This window comes from Bacillus sp. CECT 9360 (assembly GCF_918741275.1).
Taxonomy (GTDB): Bacteria; Bacillota; Bacilli; order Bacillales; family DSM-1321; genus Peribacillus.
The window spans coordinates 162,150-181,943 of record NZ_CAKKNA010000010.1; the positions used below are offsets into that span (position 1 = coordinate 162,150).

19 protein-coding genes are annotated in these 19,794 nt (G+C 43.4%); 18 read left to right on the forward strand and 1 reads right to left on the reverse strand.

Annotation, left to right across the window (positions count from 1 at the left end; genetic code table 11):
- Positions 1-301 precede the first annotated feature (301 nt).
- The 4 genes from LQ216_RS13920 to LQ216_RS13935 all read left to right on the forward strand — a co-directional run bounded on the left by LQ216_RS13920 (position 302) and on the right by LQ216_RS13935 (position 2,327).
- Positions 302-601, forward strand: coding sequence for a hypothetical protein (locus tag LQ216_RS13920; RefSeq protein WP_230130077.1), 300 nt, complete (start codon positions 302-304; stop codon positions 599-601).
- A gap of 235 nt (positions 602-836) precedes the next feature.
- On the forward strand, positions 837-1,304 hold the full coding sequence (locus tag LQ216_RS13925; RefSeq protein ID WP_230130078.1) for a hypothetical protein: 468 nt from the start codon (positions 837-839) through the stop codon (positions 1,302-1,304).
- A 136-nt stretch (positions 1,305-1,440) separates the two neighbouring features.
- On the forward strand, positions 1,441-1,623 hold the full coding sequence (locus LQ216_RS13930; protein WP_230130079.1) for a hypothetical protein: 183 nt from the start codon (positions 1,441-1,443) through the stop codon (positions 1,621-1,623).
- 29 nt (positions 1,624-1,652) lie between these two features.
- Complete coding sequence (locus LQ216_RS13935) at positions 1,653-2,327, forward strand: DUF1643 domain-containing protein (RefSeq protein ID WP_230130080.1); 675 nt, start codon at positions 1,653-1,655, stop codon at positions 2,325-2,327.
- A 29-nt stretch (positions 2,328-2,356) separates the two neighbouring features.
- Here LQ216_RS13935 and LQ216_RS13940 read toward each other — a convergent pair whose 3' ends face one another.
- A complete protein-coding gene (locus LQ216_RS13940) occupies positions 2,357-3,631 on the reverse strand; it encodes a replication-associated recombination protein A (RefSeq protein WP_230130122.1) in 1,275 nt (424 codons plus the stop codon).
- A 993-nt stretch (positions 3,632-4,624) separates the two neighbouring features.
- On the opposite strand from LQ216_RS13940, the gene LQ216_RS13945 reads away from it, so the two are divergent.
- The 14 genes from LQ216_RS13945 (at position 4,625) to mltG (ending at position 19,589) form a co-directional block, all read left to right on the forward strand.
- Positions 4,625-5,044, forward strand: coding sequence for an Rrf2 family transcriptional regulator (locus LQ216_RS13945; RefSeq protein ID WP_230130081.1), 420 nt, complete (start codon positions 4,625-4,627; stop codon positions 5,042-5,044).
- 27 nt (positions 5,045-5,071) lie between these two features.
- Positions 5,072-6,214 (forward strand): cysteine desulfurase family protein, encoded by a 1,143-nt coding sequence (locus LQ216_RS13950; RefSeq protein ID WP_230130082.1) that lies wholly within the window; start codon positions 5,072-5,074, stop codon positions 6,212-6,214.
- A 19-nt stretch (positions 6,215-6,233) separates the two neighbouring features.
- Positions 6,234-7,349, forward strand: coding sequence for a tRNA 2-thiouridine(34) synthase MnmA (gene mnmA, locus LQ216_RS13955; RefSeq protein WP_230130083.1), 1,116 nt, complete (start codon positions 6,234-6,236; stop codon positions 7,347-7,349).
- Between the two features lie 84 nt (positions 7,350-7,433).
- Positions 7,434-8,102 carry a tetratricopeptide repeat protein gene (locus tag LQ216_RS13960; RefSeq protein WP_230130084.1) on the forward strand — a complete coding sequence of 223 codons (669 nt, stop codon included), beginning with the start codon at positions 7,434-7,436 and terminating at the stop codon, positions 8,100-8,102.
- Between the two features lie 29 nt (positions 8,103-8,131).
- Positions 8,132-10,534, forward strand: coding sequence for an ATP-dependent RecD-like DNA helicase (locus tag LQ216_RS13965; RefSeq protein ID WP_230130085.1), 2,403 nt, complete (start codon positions 8,132-8,134; stop codon positions 10,532-10,534).
- A 380-nt stretch (positions 10,535-10,914) separates the two neighbouring features.
- Positions 10,915-11,382, forward strand: coding sequence for a PRC-barrel domain-containing protein (locus LQ216_RS13970; RefSeq protein ID WP_230130086.1), 468 nt, complete (start codon positions 10,915-10,917; stop codon positions 11,380-11,382).
- An 11-nt stretch (positions 11,383-11,393) separates the two neighbouring features.
- Positions 11,394-11,588 (forward strand): DUF2797 domain-containing protein, encoded by a 195-nt coding sequence (locus LQ216_RS13975; protein WP_230130087.1) that lies wholly within the window; start codon positions 11,394-11,396, stop codon positions 11,586-11,588.
- Positions 11,589-11,821: 233 nt separating this feature from the next.
- Positions 11,822-12,898, forward strand: a complete 1,077-nt coding sequence (locus LQ216_RS13980; RefSeq protein WP_230130088.1) for an AI-2E family transporter — start codon at positions 11,822-11,824, stop codon at positions 12,896-12,898.
- A gap of 811 nt (positions 12,899-13,709) precedes the next feature.
- Positions 13,710-16,346 (forward strand): alanine--tRNA ligase, encoded by a 2,637-nt coding sequence (alaS, locus tag LQ216_RS13985; protein WP_230130089.1) that lies wholly within the window; start codon positions 13,710-13,712, stop codon positions 16,344-16,346.
- A gap of 84 nt (positions 16,347-16,430) precedes the next feature.
- Positions 16,431-16,700 (forward strand): IreB family regulatory phosphoprotein, encoded by a 270-nt coding sequence (locus tag LQ216_RS13990; protein ID WP_117308181.1) that lies wholly within the window; start codon positions 16,431-16,433, stop codon positions 16,698-16,700.
- Complete coding sequence (gene ruvX, locus LQ216_RS13995) at positions 16,700-17,122, forward strand: Holliday junction resolvase RuvX (protein WP_230130090.1); 423 nt, start codon at positions 16,700-16,702, stop codon at positions 17,120-17,122. Before LQ216_RS13990 ends, ruvX begins: the two co-directional genes overlap by 1 nt.
- A gap of 12 nt (positions 17,123-17,134) precedes the next feature.
- Entirely contained in the window at positions 17,135-17,422 is a 288-nt protein-coding gene (locus LQ216_RS14000; protein ID WP_230130091.1) for a DUF1292 domain-containing protein, read from the forward strand.
- Positions 17,423-17,509: 87 nt separating this feature from the next.
- Positions 17,510-18,214, forward strand: a complete 705-nt coding sequence (locus tag LQ216_RS14005) for a hypothetical protein (protein ID WP_230130092.1) — start codon at positions 17,510-17,512, stop codon at positions 18,212-18,214.
- A gap of 196 nt (positions 18,215-18,410) precedes the next feature.
- Entirely contained in the window at positions 18,411-19,589 is a 1,179-nt protein-coding gene (gene mltG / locus LQ216_RS14010) for an endolytic transglycosylase MltG (RefSeq protein WP_230130093.1), read from the forward strand.
- Positions 19,590-19,794 lie beyond the last annotated feature (205 nt).

The following is a 19,794-nucleotide window of genomic DNA, read 5'->3' on the forward strand; positions in this document are numbered from 1 at the left end:
TTCGGAGGATTAAGTGGTTGTAGGTGTTATTTCAGAAAGGCTCCGTTCTTAATATAGGCACATCACCAGTTCATTTTGGTATGGGCCTTTTTTATTTCCTGAAGGTGTCTTACACTAATTTTTAGTAAGATAGAACGGAGGCTCTGTTGGGGAAAAACGAAAATCCCATTAAAAAACGAGATTGGGGAACCCCTAGAATCTGCCGCACCGTAACGCTTCACTGAATCATTTATAAAAAAGAGAATGGCGATACACGAATAGCATTGTTTGGTGAAGAAGTGTTTGAAGAAGGAGGGGTTTGATGAAAAAATATAGAGCATTGCCGCTGGTTTTGATAGTAGTTACTCTATTATCTGCTTGTGGAAAACCTGAACCCACAGCAACCATCAGTATTGGGGAATACGAAAAGTTAGAGTTTGGGTGGAGCTATGATGAAGTAAAGGACATGGTGGGGGGAAAAGAATTAAACAAATACAAAGGTAAGAAGGGTACCGAATATGAATTTAAGGGTGGAGAATATTCTGTCATCCTGCTTTTTAATAATAAGAGCGGTAGACTTGTATGCAAGGGAAATGGGCAAGATATGGAATGCGAAGAATAATAGACTTGTTTCTATTATAATAATATGCGCGTCTTTTGGATGACCAGGGATTTCTAATTGGATATAAATATTTACAGAAAAGCTGAGAGCCTATTTCTTAGACTCTGAGCCATTTTTATTTTCGAATGAATATTTTTATTTCCGGTTAATATATATAATAAAAAATTTCCATAGTTTCGATTGTTTCCTTTTCGAGAATGTATTTAATAAAATGGAGGTGAGGAGGTTGATAAATATGGGTGAAATTCTTAATAAAGTAAAACTCAGTGAAACAGAGGAACGTTCGATTCCTACCGATCGCGCAAAGAAATATGTGAAAATTCGAAAGCTTGAAGAAGAAATTGCGAGAGAAAAGTCAGTGCTGGAAGAACTATCAGCAGAAGAAATTGCAGCGATTGAAGATATCTTTAAGAAGGATATTGTCGATGAAGTTCCCCAATATCTGTCTGTCAAAGAAGTATCAATGCTTACGGGTTTGACACCACAAATTGTGAGACGGCACTGTGCAAATAGGAAGTACGCTGCCTATCAACCAGGCGGAGGAAACGGAACTTGGCATATTGAATCGTCACGATTTAGAACCTATCCTAATTGGTTGGATTTCATACAAAAAAGAAATGAATTGTTCTCGAATTCTCAACAGGTTGCCAAACTAGCTGTTCAGCTTTGGGACGAAGACGAGTCTGAAAAATCCGAGGAATAGGGATGGAAAACAATGAATTAACTCAAGTTACAAGAATATATTTTACAGATACCAATCTCTAAGTGAGGTAAAAACAGACTATCTTCAAACTTCCGATGCACGCATTTTAGTATCTGCCTATTTGAATGATGCCATTTTGGTAACAGCCAATATCAAAGATTTTTATTTATATCCTCTATTATTCTCCTCAGAAGAAGAAACCTTATATGATGTCCTAAATGAGACATATGTTCAAATTCCAACACAAGCAAGAGAAATGATTTTACAAGATGCTGATTTTCAAGCTCTTTTACATGAATTACGGGCCTTAAAACAATGATCCATTCATTATTAAAGGAGTGAGGATTTTTGCCTGTTTTATATCCTGACTATGTTGAAACGCCAACTGAGTGCATCATAGAAAGTGTAAACGACCAGATTTCTTCAAGAAAACTTTTAAGTGCCAAATTAAAAAATAACTACAATAATAAATTTCTCTACATCATGATGAATCCAAGTAAGGCTAATCACCATAACTCTGATAAAACTATTAATAAATGTGCAAGTATGACTTATAACGATTTATCACATTTAAAAGTTGGCCAGTTTAGCATTGTCAATGTTTATCCGTTCTATGAATCTAAATCGGCTGGGCTAAATGATGTTTTATTTAAAGTGAAAGGGATATCTGAAAGTGTTTATTTCAAAGAATTGTTTGCTAATTTATATGGGATTAAACAGGCAATTGAAGGATCGGACCATGTATTAATGGCGACAGGCGGCATCCCAAAATCAATTGCTGACCAAAAGGAATACCAATTCATCCTCGACACTATCGTTAGCTATGTGGAAAGCTCAAAAGGAGTCGCTTTTTTAGGGACAAGTAAGAATTATAAAGGTAGGTATGTCTTACAAAAGAAATATGCTTACCATATCTGCCCAAAGGGGAATCCCAATACCATAGATAAAATTAAGCTCCATCAAGTACAGAACGGCCAATTCGTTGATATCCCGTCTGAAAAGGAAATAACCTTGACTATATAATAAAAATGAAAAAATAGAAGGCTCAGAGCCTATTTCTTAGACTCTGAGCTTTCTATTTTTTCATACACACTCGCCAAAGCCTGTTCAAATTTCCCGGTCTTTTTTGGTGCATAATATTTCTTGTTCTTTATTTTGTTTGGAAGGTACTGTTGCTTCACCCAGCCGTTTTCATAGTCATGCGGGTAGAGATAATCGAGGCCGCGGCCAAGGTCTTTGGCGCCTTTATAATGGGCATCCTTTAAGTGATCGGGCACATCGCCACTGTTGCCGCTACGAATGTCGGCGAGAGCCGCGTCAATGGCTTGAATGGCCGAGTTGGATTTTGGCGATAAGCAAAGTTCAACGACAGAGTTTGCGAGCGGAATCCTTGCTTCAGGGAAGCCGAGACGCTCTGCCGCTTCCACTGCTGCAAGTGCCCGCGGCCCGGCCTGTGGGTTCGCGAGGCTGATATCTTCATAAGCAATCACGACTAATCTGCGGGCGATGCTGACAAGATCTCCGGCCTCTATCAATCTGCCAAGATAGTGGAGCGCCGCATTTACGTCGCTGCCGCGGATCGATTTTTGGAAAGCGGAAAGGACGTCATAATGAGCGTCGCCGTCTTTGTCGTGGGAAAAGCTCTTTTTTTGCATGCATTCTTCGGCTGATTTCAAATCTACTACTATATAGCCTTCCTTATCCGGCTCTGTCGAAATGACGGCCAGCTCCAAAGCGTTCAAGGCACTTCTGACATCTCCGTTAGCCGCCGATGCGAAATGCTGCATCGCTTCATCGGATACCTTTGTTTTATATTTGCCGAGACCACGCTCTTCGTCATGAAGGGCTCTTTCCACTGCCTTAGCCATATCTTCCGGTTCCAGTGGCTTCAGTTCAAATATCTGCGTCCGACTCCTAATGGCGGGGTTAATCGCATGATACGGGTTGCTTGTCGTCGCACCGATTAACGTGATCATTCCGTTCTCAAGATATGGCAGCAAAAAATCCTGTTTTGCCTTATCAAGACGGTGGACTTCATCGAGAAGCAGGATGACCTTGCCAGACATTTTTGCTTCCTGGGCGACAATTTCCAAATCTTTTTTATTATTGGTAACAGCGTTCAGCGTTCGAAACGCAAATTGCGTGCTGCCGGCAATCGCACTTGCGATCGAAGTTTTTCCAATTCCGGGCGGGCCGTATAAAATCATGGAAGAGAGCTGCTTGGCTTTTACCATTCTGTATATAATTTTCCCTTCGCCTACCAGATGCTCCTGGCCGATGATTTCCTCAATGGAACGCGGCCGCATCCGGAAAGCTAGCGGTTTAATCGTCATGAAACATCTCTCCAAAGGTTTGATAATCTATCTTAAATTAAGGTACGAGCACATGAGTTAGCAATCGCTCGTAAATTTGAATAGTCGCTCGTAAATTCAGATAATCGCTCGCAAATTTGAATAGCCGCTCGTAAATTCGGATAATCGCTCGTAAATTTGAATAGCCGCTCGTAAATTCAGATAATCGCTCGCAAATTTGAATAGCCGCTCGTAAATTCGGATAATCGCTCGCAAATTTGAATAGTCGCTCGTAAATTCGGATAATCGCTCGTAAATTTGAATAGCCGCTCGTAAATTCAGATAATCGCTCGCAAATTTGAATAGCCGCTCGTAAATTCAGATAATCGAGCACAAATCCAGATAATCGAGCACAAATCCAAATAATCGAGCACAAATCCAGATAATCGAGCACAAATCCAAATAATCGAGCACAAATCCAAATAATCGAGCACAAATCCAAATAATCGAGCACAAATCCAAATAATCGAGCACAAATTCAGATAATCGAGCACAAATCCGGATAATCGAGCACAAATCCAAATAATCGAGCACAAATTCAGATAATCGAGCACAAATCCGGATAATCGAGCACAAATCCAAATAATAGAGCACAAATCCAAATAATCGAGCACAAATCCAGATAATCGAGCACAAATCCAAATAATCGAGCACAAATCCAATTTCTCAAGCAGAAACTGATTTTTCACCAGTCGTCCAAGCCCGCAACTTCAATATCTAACGGACCGTAACTCACAAACGCACCGTAAAAGGCTTCATGTTATAATAAAAGTATACCATTTTTCCCAAAAAAGCGAGGATTCGACAGCAAAGACAGCTTGAAGATGCCGAATATGCATTCCCAGGCATTGTATGCTATAATTTCAAAAGCCTAATGGTGACAATCTTATTTTTTCAGCCTAGAGATGAATGAAAGGTAACATATAGATTTTTCCAGGAATAAAGCAGGAAATTTGAGGTGTAATAATAATGAAGATTTCGACTAAGGGACGTTATGGGTTGACGATTATGATCGAGCTTGCCAAACATCATGGGGAAGGGCCGACGTCATTAAAGACAATTGCCCAGGCGCATGATTTATCCGAGCATTACTTGGAGCAGTTGATCGCGCCGTTACGTAATGCTGGACTCGTGAAGAGTATTCGCGGGGCGTACGGTGGATATGTGCTGGCGAAGGATGCTGAGAGCATTACATCGGGGGATATTATCCGCGTACTTGAAGGTCCGATTTCGCCGGTTGAAGGGATTGAGGATGAAGAGCCTGTCAAGCGCCAGTTATGGATCAGAATCCGTGATGCTGTTAAGGAAGTTCTCGACAATACGACGTTAGAGGATCTCGCCAATTACAAAGATACCGGCGACCAAGACTCTTATATGTTTTATATTTAGTGAGTTACCTTACATGGAGGCGAAATAGTGGAACGTATATATTTGGATCATGCCGCGACATCGCCCATGCATCCGCAGGTCATTGAAAAAATGATGGATGTGATGCAGCAGAATTTCGGCAACCCATCCAGCATTCACTCATTTGGGCGCGAAGCCCGACATATTCTCGATGAATCCAGGGAAACGATTGCCAAAAGCATTAACGCCATACGCAATGAAATCATTTTTACGAGCGGCGGAACGGAAGCTGATAACACGGCGCTTATCGGGATAGCTAACGCGTATCAGGAGAGAGGCAAGCACATCATCACTACCCTGGTCGAACATCATGCCATTCTTCACACCGCAAAATTTCTTGAGAAATCTGGATTTGAAGTAACCTATTTGCCGGTAGATGAGCAAGGGCTTATTTCTCTTGATGACTTAAAGGCTGCGCTTAGGGATGATACCATCCTTGTTTCCGTCATATTCGGCAATAATGAAGTCGGTACAATCCAACCGATTGGGGAAATTAGCAGCATCCTCTCTGGCCACCAGGCTTTTTTCCATACGGATGCCGTACAGGTTTACGGCTTGGTCCCGATTGATGTCAAAGATCTCGGAATTGATCTTTTATCAGTCTCAGCACATAAAATAAACGGGCCAAAAGGAATTGGCTTTTTGTATATAAAAGAAGGAATCAAGCATCAGCCGCATCTTCATGGCGGGGAGCAGGAGCGCAAACGCAGGGCGGGCACGGAAAGCGTCCCGGCGATTGCCGGATTTGCCGAAGCGGTAAAAATCGCGCAGAACGCAATGGATGAAAAATCGGAACAGTTCCGCGGCTTCAAGCGTCTTCTCCTTTCCATTTTTGAAGAAGGAAACATCGCATTTGAAGTGAATGGAGCGATAGAATCTTCGCTTCCTCACGTGATGAACGTTAGTTTTCCGGGGACGAATGTGGAGGCAATGCTTGTGAATTTAGATTTAGCGGGGATTTCTGTTTCAAGCGGTTCCGCATGCACAGCTGGGTCGATTGATCCGTCGCATGTGCTTGTGGCGATGTTTGGCAAGGATTCCGAACGGACGAAAAATTCAATCCGGTTCAGCTTTGGATTGCATAATACTGAGCAGGAAATAAGACATGCAGGCGAAGAAACGGTTAAAATCGTAAACAGACTTGTAAAATAATTAAATGGAGGGGTTAGCCATGAATAAAGCACCAAAAGACACCCGCGTTGTTGTCGGCATGTCGGGTGGAGTAGATTCTTCCGTTGCAGCCCTTCTGCTGAAGAACCAGGGCTATGATGTCGTGGGGATCTTCATGAAAAACTGGGACGATACTAATGAATTCGGTGTTTGTACCGCAACGGAAGATTACAATGATGTAATCGCAGTATGCAATCAAATCGGCATTCCATACTATGCTGTTAACTTTGAAAAGCAATATTGGGACAAGGTGTTTACCTACTTTTTGGACGAATACAAAGCAGGCAGAACGCCTAATCCGGATGTAATGTGTAATAAGGAAATTAAGTTTAAGGCCTTCCTTGAGCATGCGGTCAGCCTTGGTGCCGATTATTTGGCGACCGGGCACTATGCGCAAGTGGAATATCGGGACGGCGATTACAAGATGCTTCGCGGAATCGATGAAAATAAAGACCAAACGTATTTCCTGAATCAGCTCACGCAAGACCAGTTGAAGATGGTTATGTTTCCACTTGGCGGAATTGATAAAAAAGTGGTTCGTGAAATTGCTAAGGAAGCTGGACTTGCTACGGCTACAAAAAAGGACTCTACTGGTATTTGTTTTATCGGTGAAAGAAATTTCAAAGAGTTCTTGAGCAATTACCTGCCTGCACAGCCTGGGAACATGGAAACGTTGGACGGCGAGGTAATGGGCAAGCATGATGGCTTAATGTACCACACGATCGGCCAGCGTCACGGCCTCGGTATCGGCGGCAGCGGTGATCCATGGTTTGTCGTCGGCAAAGATTTGAAGAAAAATATTCTCTATGTCGGACAAAGCTTTGATAATGAAAAGCTATATTCAAGTTCAATCAGTGCCGTGAACGTTAGCTGGGTTGCAGGTCATGCGCCGGGAACTGAGTTTACGTGTACGGCGAAGTTCCGTTACCGTCAGGCTGATAATAAAGTTACGGTTAAAGTAAAAGAAGGCGGAACGGCTGAAGTGATTTTTGACGAACCGATCCGCGCGGTCACACCGGGCCAGGCTGTTGTATTTTATGACGGCGAAGTATGCCTCGGCGGCGGTACGATTGATGAAGTGTTCAAAGACAGCAAACAACTTACTTATGTAGGTTAACATTAAGTCCTCAGCTATAATGGCTGAGGATTTTTTAATCATTATGGTATACTTTTTAGTAGAAAAATTGGAGCGTGAACGACGATGGATAAAAACCAACAGGGTATTCAATATATGCAGGAAGGTAAATACGAGGAAGCGGTTAAAGTATTCACTGAGGCAATCGAGGAAAATCCCGGCGAACCAGTAGCATACATCAATTTTGGCAATGTATTGACTGCAATTGGCGAGCTGGACCGAGCGATTATTTTTTACAAAAAAGCCATTGAGCTGGATGAAAAAGCGGCTGCCGCCTATTATTCGCTGGGAAATCTTTATTTTGATGCTGAAAAGTTAATTGAGGCCAAGGATATGTTCGAAAAAGCGGTCCGCTTTGGTCTTGAAAATAGTGATGCGTACTTCATGCTTGGCATGAGTCTGTTGCAGTTGGACCAGGCGAAGCTTGCGATGCCTTATTTGCAGAGAAGCGTTGAATTGAATCCGGACGACATTGATGCCAGATTCCAGTATGCGCTTTGCCTTGCCCAAGCTGAATTGTACGATGAATTGATCAACCAGCTAATGATTGTCGTGGAGAAGGATCCGGGTCATTCGGATGCTTACTATAACCTTGGTGTCGCCTATGCGGGGCATCATGAGGATCCGCAAGCGGCGTTAACGTTTTTCGAGAAAGCTTTGGAGGCTCAACCGGACCATATGCTTGCTGCAAATGGGAAGAGTTTGATGGAGAGTATGCTAGCGGAGGGAAATTAATCGATTACTGATTGGGAGGAGGAAGCAGCTTGAGCCAACAGGATTCCATGGACTTGTTTTCGGAAGAGAAATCTTTTATGAAGGGCCGGCATTTGGTCACGATTTTTCATAATGAGGAAAATTTGTACTCGGTCGTGCGTATTCGCGTCGATGAGACCAATATCAAATATGACGAAAAGGAAGCTGTTGTCACAGGCTACTTCCCTCGCATCCATGAAGATGAGACGTATTTTTTTTACGGGCAGCTGAAGGATCATCCCCGTTTCGGGCTGCAATTCCATGTCGACCACTTCCGTAAGGATATGCCGCAGTCGAAGGACGGGATCGTTGCTTATCTTTCGAGTGAACTTTTTAAGGGAATCGGTAAGAAAACGGCGGAGGGCATTGTGGCAGCGCTTGGTGAGAATGCGATTTCGAAGATTCTTGAGCAGCCTTCACTTTTGGATAGCATCCCGAAGCTTTCACCGGAAAAGGCAAAGAGCTTGTACGACACGCTGATTGAACATCAGGGTCTTGAACAGGCGATGATTGCGCTCAACCAATACGGCTTTGGGCCTCAGCTGTCGATGAAGATTTATCAGGTTTACAAACAGGATACGATTACGATGATCCAGACGAATCCATATAAATTGGTCGAGGACATTGAAGGGGTCGGATTTGGCCGCGCCGACGAGCTCGGGTATCAGCTCGGCATAAGCGGAAGCCATCCGGAACGCATCAAGGCCGCATGTCTGTATACATTGGAATCGCAATGCCTTCAAGAGGGGAATGTTTTTCTTGAGGCCGCTCAGCTTTTGGATAGTGTAAAAAAACTGCTTGAAGAGAATAAGCGCGACAGCATTGAATTTAGCGAGGTTTCCGAGGAAGTCATCAAGCTTGGCGAAGAAGGAAAAATCATCGTTGAAGAAAAAAGAATGTACCTGCCTTCGCTTTATTTTTCTGAAAAAGGGATCGTCACCAATATCAATCGGATTCTCTCCCAAACAGAGTACGAAGATCAATTTCCTGAATCGGAGTTTTTGCTGGCCTTAGGCGAGCTGGAAGAGCGGCTTGATGTCGAATACGCCCCTGCCCAAAAGGAAGCGATACAGACCGCCCTCGGGTCGCCGATGCTGATCCTGACCGGAGGACCGGGCACCGGGAAAACGACGGTCATTAAGGGGATCGTAGAGTTATACAGTGAGTTGCATGGCGTGTCGATGGATATTAACGACTATAAAAATGAGGATGATCCGTTCCCGTTTATTTTAGCAGCACCTACCGGGCGTGCGGCGAAGCGGATGACTGAATCGACGGGATTGCCCGCGGTCACGATTCACCGGCTGCTTGGCTGGAATGGAAGCGGAGGATTCTCGCATGATGAGGACAATCCGATCAACGGCCGAATCGTCATCATTGATGAGGTTTCGATGGTGGATACGTGGCTGGCGCACCAATTGTTCAAGGCACTTCCTGAACATGTTCAGGTTATTTTGGTCGGGGATGAGGATCAGCTTCCATCGGTCGGTCCGGGACAGGTGTTAAAGGATTTGCTTGCTTCCGGAAGTATACCTTCTGTTGCCCTTGAGCAAATTTATCGGCAGGCGAAAGGTTCGTCGATTATCGAATTGGCGCACGAAATCAAACGGGGCACTCTGCCGCAAGACATTGGAAAACAACAGGCAGATCGTTCTCTTATTAAGTGTAATACGGCTCAAATTGCCGAGGTTATTGAAAAGGTTGTCTTGAATGCCCGCACTAAAGGGTTTACCGCCAGGGATATCCAGGTGCTGGCACCGATGTACAAAGGGCCGGCGGGCATTGATAATTTGAATAGAATGCTGCAAGAAGTATTCAACAGCAACAGCGATAATAAAAAACGGGAAATCAAATTTGGTGATCTTGCGTATCGGACTGGCGATAAAGTCCTCCAATTGGTTAATCAGCCGGAAAGCGGCGTATTCAATGGCGATATTGGGGAAATTGTCTCGATTTTATTCGCGAAGGAAAATACCGATAATGTCGACAAACTGATCATTTCGTTTGAGGGGATCGAAGTCACATACACAAGGCAGGATCTGTCGCAGATCACACATGCGTATTGCACGTCCATCCATAAAGCCCAGGGAAGCGAGTTTCCGATCGTCATCCTCCCGATTGTTAAGAGCTATTACCGAATGCTGCGCAGAAATTTGATTTATACGGCGATAACGCGTAGTAAGGAATTTTTAATTTTATGCGGTGAGGAAGATGCGCTCCGGCTCGGGGTGGAGAGGAATAATGAGCAGATACGAAAGACGACGCTTTTGGAAAAGCTGAAAGAGACACCTATTGATGCGGATGCAACGCCTATGGAGATCCCTAAAGAGGATTATGTAGGGAAGGTGCTAAATACTGACCCGATGATTGGGATGGAAAATATAACGCCTTATGATTTTATGGAACAAAAATAAATCCCCTGCAATAATTATAGATGCAGGGGATTTTGCATTTTATTTAAATTGTTGGGATTGGACTGCACTCTGTACTTGACTAACTGCTGTTTGAGCCGATGAGATTTCATTGGCGCCATAGTTGGATCTGAAGAAGACTTTTCAGTAAAGTCTGGGTAAGAGTCACATTCGCTTTCGCCTGAGTTAACTGGTTTATATCGATTTGTTGTGCCATGAGTATCACTCACTCCTTTTAAAAATGTGAATGACATCTTTTGCTTGACCAAGTCTGGACCTCTTATAATGGAAAAATCTACGGTTTGCTTTGGGAAACCTTTCCCCTTATGAATGCCAATTAAATAACTGATACTAAAAATGTTGGGAAAGGCGGGAAGTCTCCTTTGCGAACATTTTCTTTGTTAAAAGGATTGCGGGTGTATACCCGGCATGGCGAAACAATCGGGCATGTTACGGATATTTGTATTTCCGATTCCGGAAAGGTCGCTGGAATCATCGTTCATCGAAAGGCATTTTTAAAAAGAACGGTTTATCTTTCATTGAGTGATGTGGCTTCGTTCGGTTCGGCGGGAATCGTCCTGTCCACAGATGAACTCTCTACAAAGTCGCCGGCTGGGTCTCATTTATTCAATACAGATGCAATCGTTGGAAAAATGCTTCTGACCGAGTCCGGCGAAGAGCTGGGCCTGCTGCATGATGTATATTTCCTGGAAAAAATGGGCACGATTGTAGCATATGAAACGACGGATGGATTTTTCTCTGAAATAACGGAGGGCAAGCGAGTGGTGGAATCAAATAGGCCGCCGGAGCTTGGAAACGATACCATCGTGATTTCTGTTTATGATCAGTGAGGTGCCTTGTAATGGAAATAATATGTCCGAATTGCAGCAGTAAGGATATTGGAAAAATCGGCGTAAATCAATTTTACTGCTGGAACTGTTTTATTGAATTGTCACTTTCGGACGGAGTGATTCATACGCATCAGGTCGAAGAGGATGGAAGTTTAAGCTCCTTGGATGATTTGTTCGACGAAAGCGACCGCCGCTTTACTATGTGAAAACTATGAGAACGAAACTCTGTCATTTTGGCAGGGTTTTTTTGTATTAGGTTTTGTAGAGCGGGCCTCTGGTTTTGTAGCGAAAAAGACTGCTTATGTAGCGAGTTTTTTGATTAGGTAGCTGGAATCCGAGGTTTTGTAGCTGGAATCATTGGTTTCCAATTTAGTAGCGAACTCCACATTTTTGCATGAAATCTCCGCCACCCACGAACAATAAAAGTGGAGGCGATTCAATGGATATCCGTGTGAAATGGTTTTATCGACTGGGATTTTTGCTGTTGTTATTTATCGTCCTTTACATATTCATGAAATTACAGCCGATCTGGCTACCAATCGTCCAAATCCTTTTTACCGTTTTGCTCCCTTTTATTATTGCGGCCTTTATTAGCTATCTACTGCATCCTGTCGTTGAAATCCTTCATGAAAAAGGGTTGCATCGCGGCTTGTCGATTGTGACCATTTATCTGCTTTTCTTTGGCGGGATTGGTTACGGTATTTATAAAGGGATACCGGCAATCGTCTCGCAGATCCGGGAGCTTTCGGAAAGCGCTCCGGCTGTTGCTGAGCAGTACCGTTACTGGATCACGGACTTTGAAAAAAGAACCTCCAACTGGCCATTCGGGGTTCATGAAAGGCTGGAAGATGGGATTACCATGATGGAAAACCGTCTTGAACAGCTTATGACGGTCATTATGGAATACTTGATGAAAACTTTTGATTTTATTATCTTGATTGCTTTAATTCCATTTTTGGCGTTTTACATTTTAAAAGATTTTGATTCCATTAAGAAGATGGTCTGGTATTTGACGCCTAAGCGATGGCGCAAGCAGGGCATTGCGTTTTTGAATGATATTGACGCGTCGCTTGGCAGTTATATCCGGGGACAGATTCTAGTCTGTGCGGTGATCGGTACGATTTCCGCGCTGCTGTTTTGGATGGTCGGAATGGACTATCCTTTAGTGTTAGGCCTCATCATTGGTATCACTAATGTGATTCCCTATTTCGGGCCAATCATTGGAGCCGTGCCCGCGGTGATTATTGCCGCTTCGATTTCCGTGAAGATGGTCCTTATCATAGTGGGCATTGTGTTCTTGCTGCAGTTTTTGGAGGGGAATATCCTGTCGCCGTTAATCGTTGGCAAAAGCCTGCATATGCATCCATTGTTCATCATTCTTGCGCTATTGGCCGGCGGAGAGGTCGGCGGCATTATGGGGTTGATCCTCGCGGTACCGGTCCTTGCGGTGATTAAGGTATGCATCCTCCATGCCCGGAATCATTTTACGAGGAAGAAAGAAGCGGTTGTGCGGTGATTAGGGAATTTGGACAATTGAGAGGAAATTCGGATAATCGAGACGACTCACAAATTTGTAAATTCGGATTTTCGCTCGTAAATTTCGATCATCGCTCGCAAATTCGGATAAGCGCTCGTAAATTCAGATAAACGAGCACAAATCCAAATAATCGAGCAGAAATTCGGATTAACGAGCACAAATTAAATTAATCGCTCACAAATCCAAATAATCGAGCAGAAATTCGGATTAACGAGCACAAATTAAATTAATCGCTCGCAAATCCAAATAATCGAGCAGAAATTCGGATTAACGAGCACAAATTAAATTAATCGCTCGCAAATCCAAATAATCGAGCACAAATCAAACTGCCAAGCACATATACTTGGATCGGGCATGTAATCCGAGGCCCATAATACAGTGCACTACCGCTTTTCCTCAAAACATTGACAAACAAATCACTTGTGAATATAATCCATTACATAAGAATAATTGAAATCGTTGAAGGATCAAGTATGCTGAAGACCGTCTGAGTGTCTCCGCACGGAAGAGAGGAATTTCCCTGGCTGAAAGAAATTCCAGATGAGGAACAGCAGAAAGCTAATCCGGAGTGTAGCTAATACCTATCGTTAGCCGCGTTAAGGCTGAATGAAGGTGATGAGTGCTCTTTGTGCATTCATAATCAGGGTGGTACCGCGAGTTAACTCTCGTCCCTGTCAGGGGATGAGGGTTTTACATAAGGCTACGTCTCTGTCTTTGCCTTAAAAGGCTCGTCAATCGACGAGTTTTCTTTATGTCCAAAAAACGTAATCAACCGAAGGAGGAAATAGATATGAAAAAGTTAACCGGCGCCCAAATCCGCCAAATGTTTTTAGATTTCTTTCAGGAAAAAGGGCATAATATTGAACCGAGTGCACCGTTAGTGCCGCACGATGATCCATCGTTACTATGGATTAATTCAGGGGTGGCGACTTTAAAGAAATATTTTGACGGTCGCGTCATCCCGGAAAATCCGCGGATTACGAATGCTCAGAAGTCGATCCGCACGAATGATATTGAAAATGTCGGAAAAACCGCCCGCCATCATACTTTCTTTGAAATGCTCGGCAACTTTTCAATCGGCGAATACTTTAAAGAAGAAGCGATTACATGGGCGTGGGAATTTTTGACCGATGAAAAATGGATCGGTTTTGAAAAAGAAAAGCTTTCCGTAACGATTCATCCAGAAGATGACGAGGCGTTTGAGCTATGGAATAAGAAAATCGGAATTCCCACGGAGCGCATTATTCGACTCAAAGAAAACTTTTGGGATATCGGTGAAGGACCAAGCGGACCGAATACGGAAATATTTTACGATCGCGGACCGTCCTACGGCGATGACCCTAAAGATCCGGAACTGTTTCCGGGTGGGGAAAACGAACGCTACTTAGAGGTTTGGAACCTTGTGTTCTCTCAATTTAATCATAATCCGGACGGTTCTTATACCCCACTTCCGAAGAAGAATATTGATACGGGAATGGGCCTTGAGCGGATGGCTTCTATCGTGCAGGAGGTTCCGACTAATTTTGATACCGATTTATTTATGCCAATCATTCATGCTACAGAAGGAATTTCCGGTGTAAAATACCGCACGGATGATGAAAAAGATGTGGCTTTCAAAGTGATTGCCGACCACATCCGTACCGTAGCGTTTGCTGTTGGTGATGGCGCCCTTCCTTCCAATGAAGGTCGTGGCTATGTGTTGCGCCGTCTGTTGCGCCGCGCTGTTCGTTATGCAAAGCAAATTAATATCAACCGTCCGTTCATGTTTGAGCTGGTGCCGGTTGTCGGCGAAATCATGCATGATTTTTATCCCGAAGTCCAAAATAAAGCAGAATTCATTGCGAAAGTTATCAAAAATGAAGAAGAGCGCTTCCATGAAACACTGCATGACGGACTTGCAATTCTTTCGGATGTGATGAAGAAAGAAAAACAAAAAGGCAGCAGCGTCATCCAGGGTGCGGACGTATTCCGTTTGTATGATACGTATGGTTTCCCAGTTGAGCTTACCGAAGAATATGCCGAAGAAGAAAACATGACGATCGACCATGCAGGCTTTGAAAACGAAATGGATTCACAACGCGTGCGCGCCCGTTCAGCAAGACAAGATGTGGATTCCATGCAAATCCAGGGCGGCGTTCTCGGAGACATTAAAGTAGAAAGTAAATTTACCGGTTATGATCAGTTAGAAGCGGAAAGCCATGTAGCCGCGATCGTAATAAATGGAGAACAAGTTGATGAAGCGCGCGACGGTGATGAAGTACAAGTGATTCTTAGCGAAACACCGTTTTACGCAGAAAGCGGCGGACAGATTGCCGATAAAGGAGCAATCGTCAGCGAAGATGTGAAAGCGGTCGTTTTGGATGTGCAAAAGGCGCCGAATGGACAAAACCTGCATCGCGTTGTGATCGAATCAGGGACGCTGAAACAGGGTGCTTCGGTTATTTCGGAAGTGGATGTAGAAAATCGCAGTTATATCATTAAAAACCATACGGCAACACATTTACTGCATCAAGCGTTAAAGGATGTACTTGGCGGACATGTCAATCAAGCCGGGTCCCTTGTTGAACCGGATCGCCTCCGCTTTGACTTTTCACATTTCGGACAAGTTACGCCGGAAGAATTGGATAGGATTGAACAAATCGTCAATGAAAAGATTTGGCAAAGCTTGGACGTGAATATCGATTACAAAAATATCGATGAAGCGAAAGCGATGGGCGCAATGGCTTTGTTCGGCGAAAAGTACGGTAATATCGTGCGGGTTGTCCAGGTTGGAGACTACAGCCTTGAGCTTTGCGGCGGATGCCATGTGCCGAATACGGCTGTCATCGGGCTTTTCAAAATTGTCTCTGAAGGCGGTATTGGGGCTGGAACACGACGTATTGAAGCAGTTACAGGGTCAGCGGCGTATCAAGCAATGAGCGAGCAGATTTCTATTTTGAAGGAAGCGGCTTCGAAAGTGAAAGCCAATCCGAAAGATCTGCCTGCGAGAATTGATGGCGTGCTTGCTGAAATGAAGGAGCTTCAAAAAGAAAACGAGAGCCTTTCCGCAAAACTCGGCAACATTGAAGCATCTAATCTTGTTTCGAAAGTCAGAGAGGTTAATGGAGTTAATGTATTAACCGCAAAAGTACAGGGTGTCGATATGAACAACTTGCGGACGATGGCGGATGATTTGAAACAGAAGCTCGACTCTGTCATCATAGTGTTAGGTTCTGCACAGGGCGACAAAGTCAACCTGATTGCTGGCGTAACAAAAGATTATATCGACAAAGGATTCCATGCCGGTAAATTAATCAAAGAAGTCGCAACACGCTGTGGCGGCGGCGGCGGCGGGCGTCCTGATATGGCCCAGGCCGGTGGAAAGGATCCCGAAAAATTGGATTCCGCGTTGAATTTTGTGGAAGAATGGGTCAAATCGATTTCATAATCAACAGAAAGTGTTGTACAATAAAGGAAATCTTAGTAATTAACGGGTGTTAATTACTGCTAACGCGAATTGAGGTGCAGAAAATTGAGTTCCTTTGATAAGACGATGAAATTTAATTTCCCTGAAGAACCGTTTGAAAAAGATGTACAAGAGGTGCTTCTTCAAGTGTATGAGGCTCTCCAGGAAAAAGGATATAACCCGATCAACCAAATTGTCGGTTATTTGCTCTCCGGTGATCCAGCGTATATCCCCCGTCATCAGGATGCCAGAAATGTTATCCGTAAGCTTGAGCGGGATGAAATTATTGAGGAATTAGTCAAATCATATTTAAAGCACCAACGCGAGGAGCGTTAATGCGGACAATGGGCTTGGACCTTGGTTCAAAAACGATTGGAGTGGCGGTAAGCGACGCCTTTGGATGGACGGCACAGGGTTTGGAAACAATTAAAATTAACGAAGAACAAAAGGATTTTGGCTTGAAACGTCTTAAGGAAATCATCAGTGAACATGAGGTATCCAAGATTGTCCTCGGCTTTCCGAAAAATATGAATGGAACGATCGGACCAAGAGCTGAAGCAAGCGAGGCTTTCGCCAAGGTTCTGGAAGAAAAATTCCGGTTGCCTGTTCAACTTTGGGATGAACGACTGACCACAATGGCCGCTGAGCGTGTTTTGCTGGAAGCAGACATGAGCCGAAGCAAGCGCAAAAAGGTCATTGATAAGATGGCCGCTGTCATGATTTTACAAGGATATTTAGATAGCCAATCAAAACTCTAATGAGGTGACAAAATGGAACATGGAGAAAACAAGAATATTACTATTGTAGATGATAACGGAAACGAACAGCTTTGCGAGGTATTGTTCACATTCGATTCAGACGAATTCAAGAAATCATATGTGCTCTACTACCCAATCTCATCAGATGATGACGAAGAAGAAATTGAAATTCATGCATCTTCCTTCACTCCAGACGAAAAGAATCAAGATGGCGAACTGCAGCCGATTGAAACAGAAGAAGAATGGGATATGATCGAAGAAATGCTCAACACATTCCTTGAAGAAGAGGAAGAGGAATAACCCCCGGCTTGCCGGGGTTTTTTTCTGAGTTAAAACAATGAACATTCGAGTTGGGTAAGGACAACTGAACAAGTTGGGATTCCGGCAATGAAAAAGGGCCCGGCAACAAAACGGAAATTTCAGCAACAAAAAAGGGGCCAGGCAACAAAAACAAAATTTCGGCAACGAAAATTGGGCCCGGCAACAAAAACAAAATTTGCGCAACAAAACAGAAATTTCGGCAACGAAAATTGGGCCTGGCAACAAAAACAGAATTTCGGCAACAAAAATTGGGCCCGGCAACAAAAACAGAATTTCGGCAACAAAAACAAAATTTTGGCAACAAAACCATTCAAACCGGCAACAAACCTGGTCAAACTGGCAACAAAATCGGAATTTCGGCAACGAAAATTGGGCCCGGCAACAAAAACAAAATTTGCGCAACAAAACCATTCAAACCGGCAACAAACCTGGTCAAACTGGCAACAAAATCGGAATTTCGGCAACAAAAATTGGGCCCGGCAACAAAAACAAAATTTTGGCAACAAAACCATTCAAACCGGCAACAAACCTAGTCAAACTGGCAACAAAAACAGAATTTCGGCAACAAAAATTGGGCCCGGCAACAAAAACAAAATTTGCGCAACAAAACCATTCAAACCGGCAACAAACCTGGTCAAACTGGCAACAAAAATAAAATTTCGGCAACGAAAATTAGTCCCAGCACAAACCAAAATCAACCCCGCCAACAAAACAACAATCCCCGATAAAATTCCCGAACCCCACACCCAAATCTACAGTCCAAGGTCATAACATCGATCCACCTTTTTCCCTGCCTATTGACAAAACCTGAGGCAATTTGTCATAAATAATAGAAGGAACTTTGTTGAATTAGAAATTATTTTGTGAAAATCATTGGATGTTTTAGTATAATAAGCGAAGTTGATAGTTTTGTTATTTTGCAAGAGATATGCAGTTCATCCATCAACTGGATGAAGGGGGAATGAACATGGACGAGAAAGATACAAATGAGGAACCGAAAATGGATCAAAAAGATAATATGAATAAACAATCGAAGTTGGACGCTATCAGGGGTGCTTTGCTTGAGAGGCAGGGAGAAGCAAAAGTGGTAAGAAAGGTTATCCTTATTACGTCTTTGTCGATTCTTCTGTTGGTTATCGTTATTGGATTGGGCGGGTATTTTTATGTGAATTCGGCGCTTAAACCGGTTGATCCTGATGATAAGACAGCTAAAACCGTTGAGATTCCAATCGGTTCATCCACGGGCGACATTTCTTCGATTCTTGAGGAAAATGGGATTATTAAGAATGCCAGGGTTTTTAAATATTATATTAAGTTCAGAAATGAAGCCGGGTTTCAGGCTGGTGAATATAAACTGGCTCCTTCGATGACCTTAAATGAAATAGTCGACAGCATTAAAAAAGGGAAGCTCATGCAGGAAGCAACCTTGAAAATCACGATTCCTGAAGGAAAGCAGCTTGTCCAGATAGCGAATATCATCGGGGAGAAAACAAAACAAAACCCGGATGATGTGTTTGATCAATTAAACGACAAAGCTTTCATAAAAAAAATGCAGGACCAATATCCCGAATTGCTGACGGATGAAATCTACCATAAAGATATTTTATATCCTTTGGAAGGGTATTTATATCCGGCAACGTATGATTTTTATGAAGAAGAACCGAAATTGGAAACGATTGTTTCGGATATGCTCAAGACCACCGAAGCCGCTTTGGCCGGATATCAGAATGCCATGGATCAAAAGAAATATTCACCGCACAGACTGCTTACTATCGCTTCTCTAATTGAAGAAGAGGCGACTAAAGAAGTGGATCGCGGTCAGATTGCATCGGTCTTTTTTAATCGTTTGGAAGTCGACATGCCGCTGCAAACGGATCCGACCGTTTTGTATGCGAAAGGCGAGCATAAAGCGAGGGTCCTTTATAAGGATTTGGAAGTGGTTTCTCCTTACAATACGTACAAAATTAAAGGGCTGCCGCCGGGGCCGATCGCCAATGCAGGTAAGGTATCGATTGATGCAACCTTAAATCCGGCAAACACCAATTTCTTGTATTTCCTGGCGACTCCAGAAGGAAAAGTACTCTATTCGGTGTCGCTTGATGAGCACAACCAGAAAAAAGCGGAACATATAACAGGTAACAATTAACCTAGGAACCTGTTCACTTTCCTCGTATGAGTATGGTAAAATAGTCAACGTGTAATTTTTGCTCGGCACCTGCCGAGCTTTTTCCGCAGAAAGGAAAGTTATAAACTTTCCTTGTCTGCATATGTCTAATCTCCGCCTTAGGGCTCGTCAATCGACGAGTTTTCTTTATGGGCAGAAAATCATCGTTTTATGTCCTCCGGGAGGA

Excerpts from the sequence above, each read along its gene's own strand:
- LQ216_RS14000 (WP_230130091.1), top strand. The coding sequence starts at position 17,135 with ATGGAACATGGAGAAAACAAGAATATTACTATTGTAGATGATAACGGA.
- LQ216_RS13960 (WP_230130084.1), top strand. The coding sequence starts at position 7,434 with ATGGATAAAAACCAACAGGGTATTCAATATATGCAGGAAGGTAAATAC.
- LQ216_RS13920 (WP_230130077.1), top strand. The coding sequence starts at position 302 with ATGAAAAAATATAGAGCATTGCCGCTGGTTTTGATAGTAGTTACTCTA.
- alaS (WP_230130089.1), top strand. The coding sequence starts at position 13,710 with ATGAAAAAGTTAACCGGCGCCCAAATCCGCCAAATGTTTTTAGATTTC.
- LQ216_RS13945 (WP_230130081.1), top strand. The coding sequence starts at position 4,625 with ATGAAGATTTCGACTAAGGGACGTTATGGGTTGACGATTATGATCGAG.
- mltG (WP_230130093.1), top strand. The coding sequence starts at position 18,411 with ATGGACGAGAAAGATACAAATGAGGAACCGAAAATGGATCAAAAAGAT.
- LQ216_RS14005 (WP_230130092.1), top strand. The coding sequence starts at position 17,510 with ATGAAAAAGGGCCCGGCAACAAAACGGAAATTTCAGCAACAAAAAAGG.
- ruvX (WP_230130090.1), top strand. The coding sequence starts at position 16,700 with ATGCGGACAATGGGCTTGGACCTTGGTTCAAAAACGATTGGAGTGGCG.
- LQ216_RS13975 (WP_230130087.1), top strand. The coding sequence starts at position 11,394 with ATGGAAATAATATGTCCGAATTGCAGCAGTAAGGATATTGGAAAAATC.
- LQ216_RS13980 (WP_230130088.1), top strand. The coding sequence starts at position 11,822 with ATGGATATCCGTGTGAAATGGTTTTATCGACTGGGATTTTTGCTGTTG.
- mnmA (WP_230130083.1), top strand. The coding sequence starts at position 6,234 with ATGAATAAAGCACCAAAAGACACCCGCGTTGTTGTCGGCATGTCGGGT.
- LQ216_RS13925 (WP_230130078.1), top strand. The coding sequence starts at position 837 with ATGGGTGAAATTCTTAATAAAGTAAAACTCAGTGAAACAGAGGAACGT.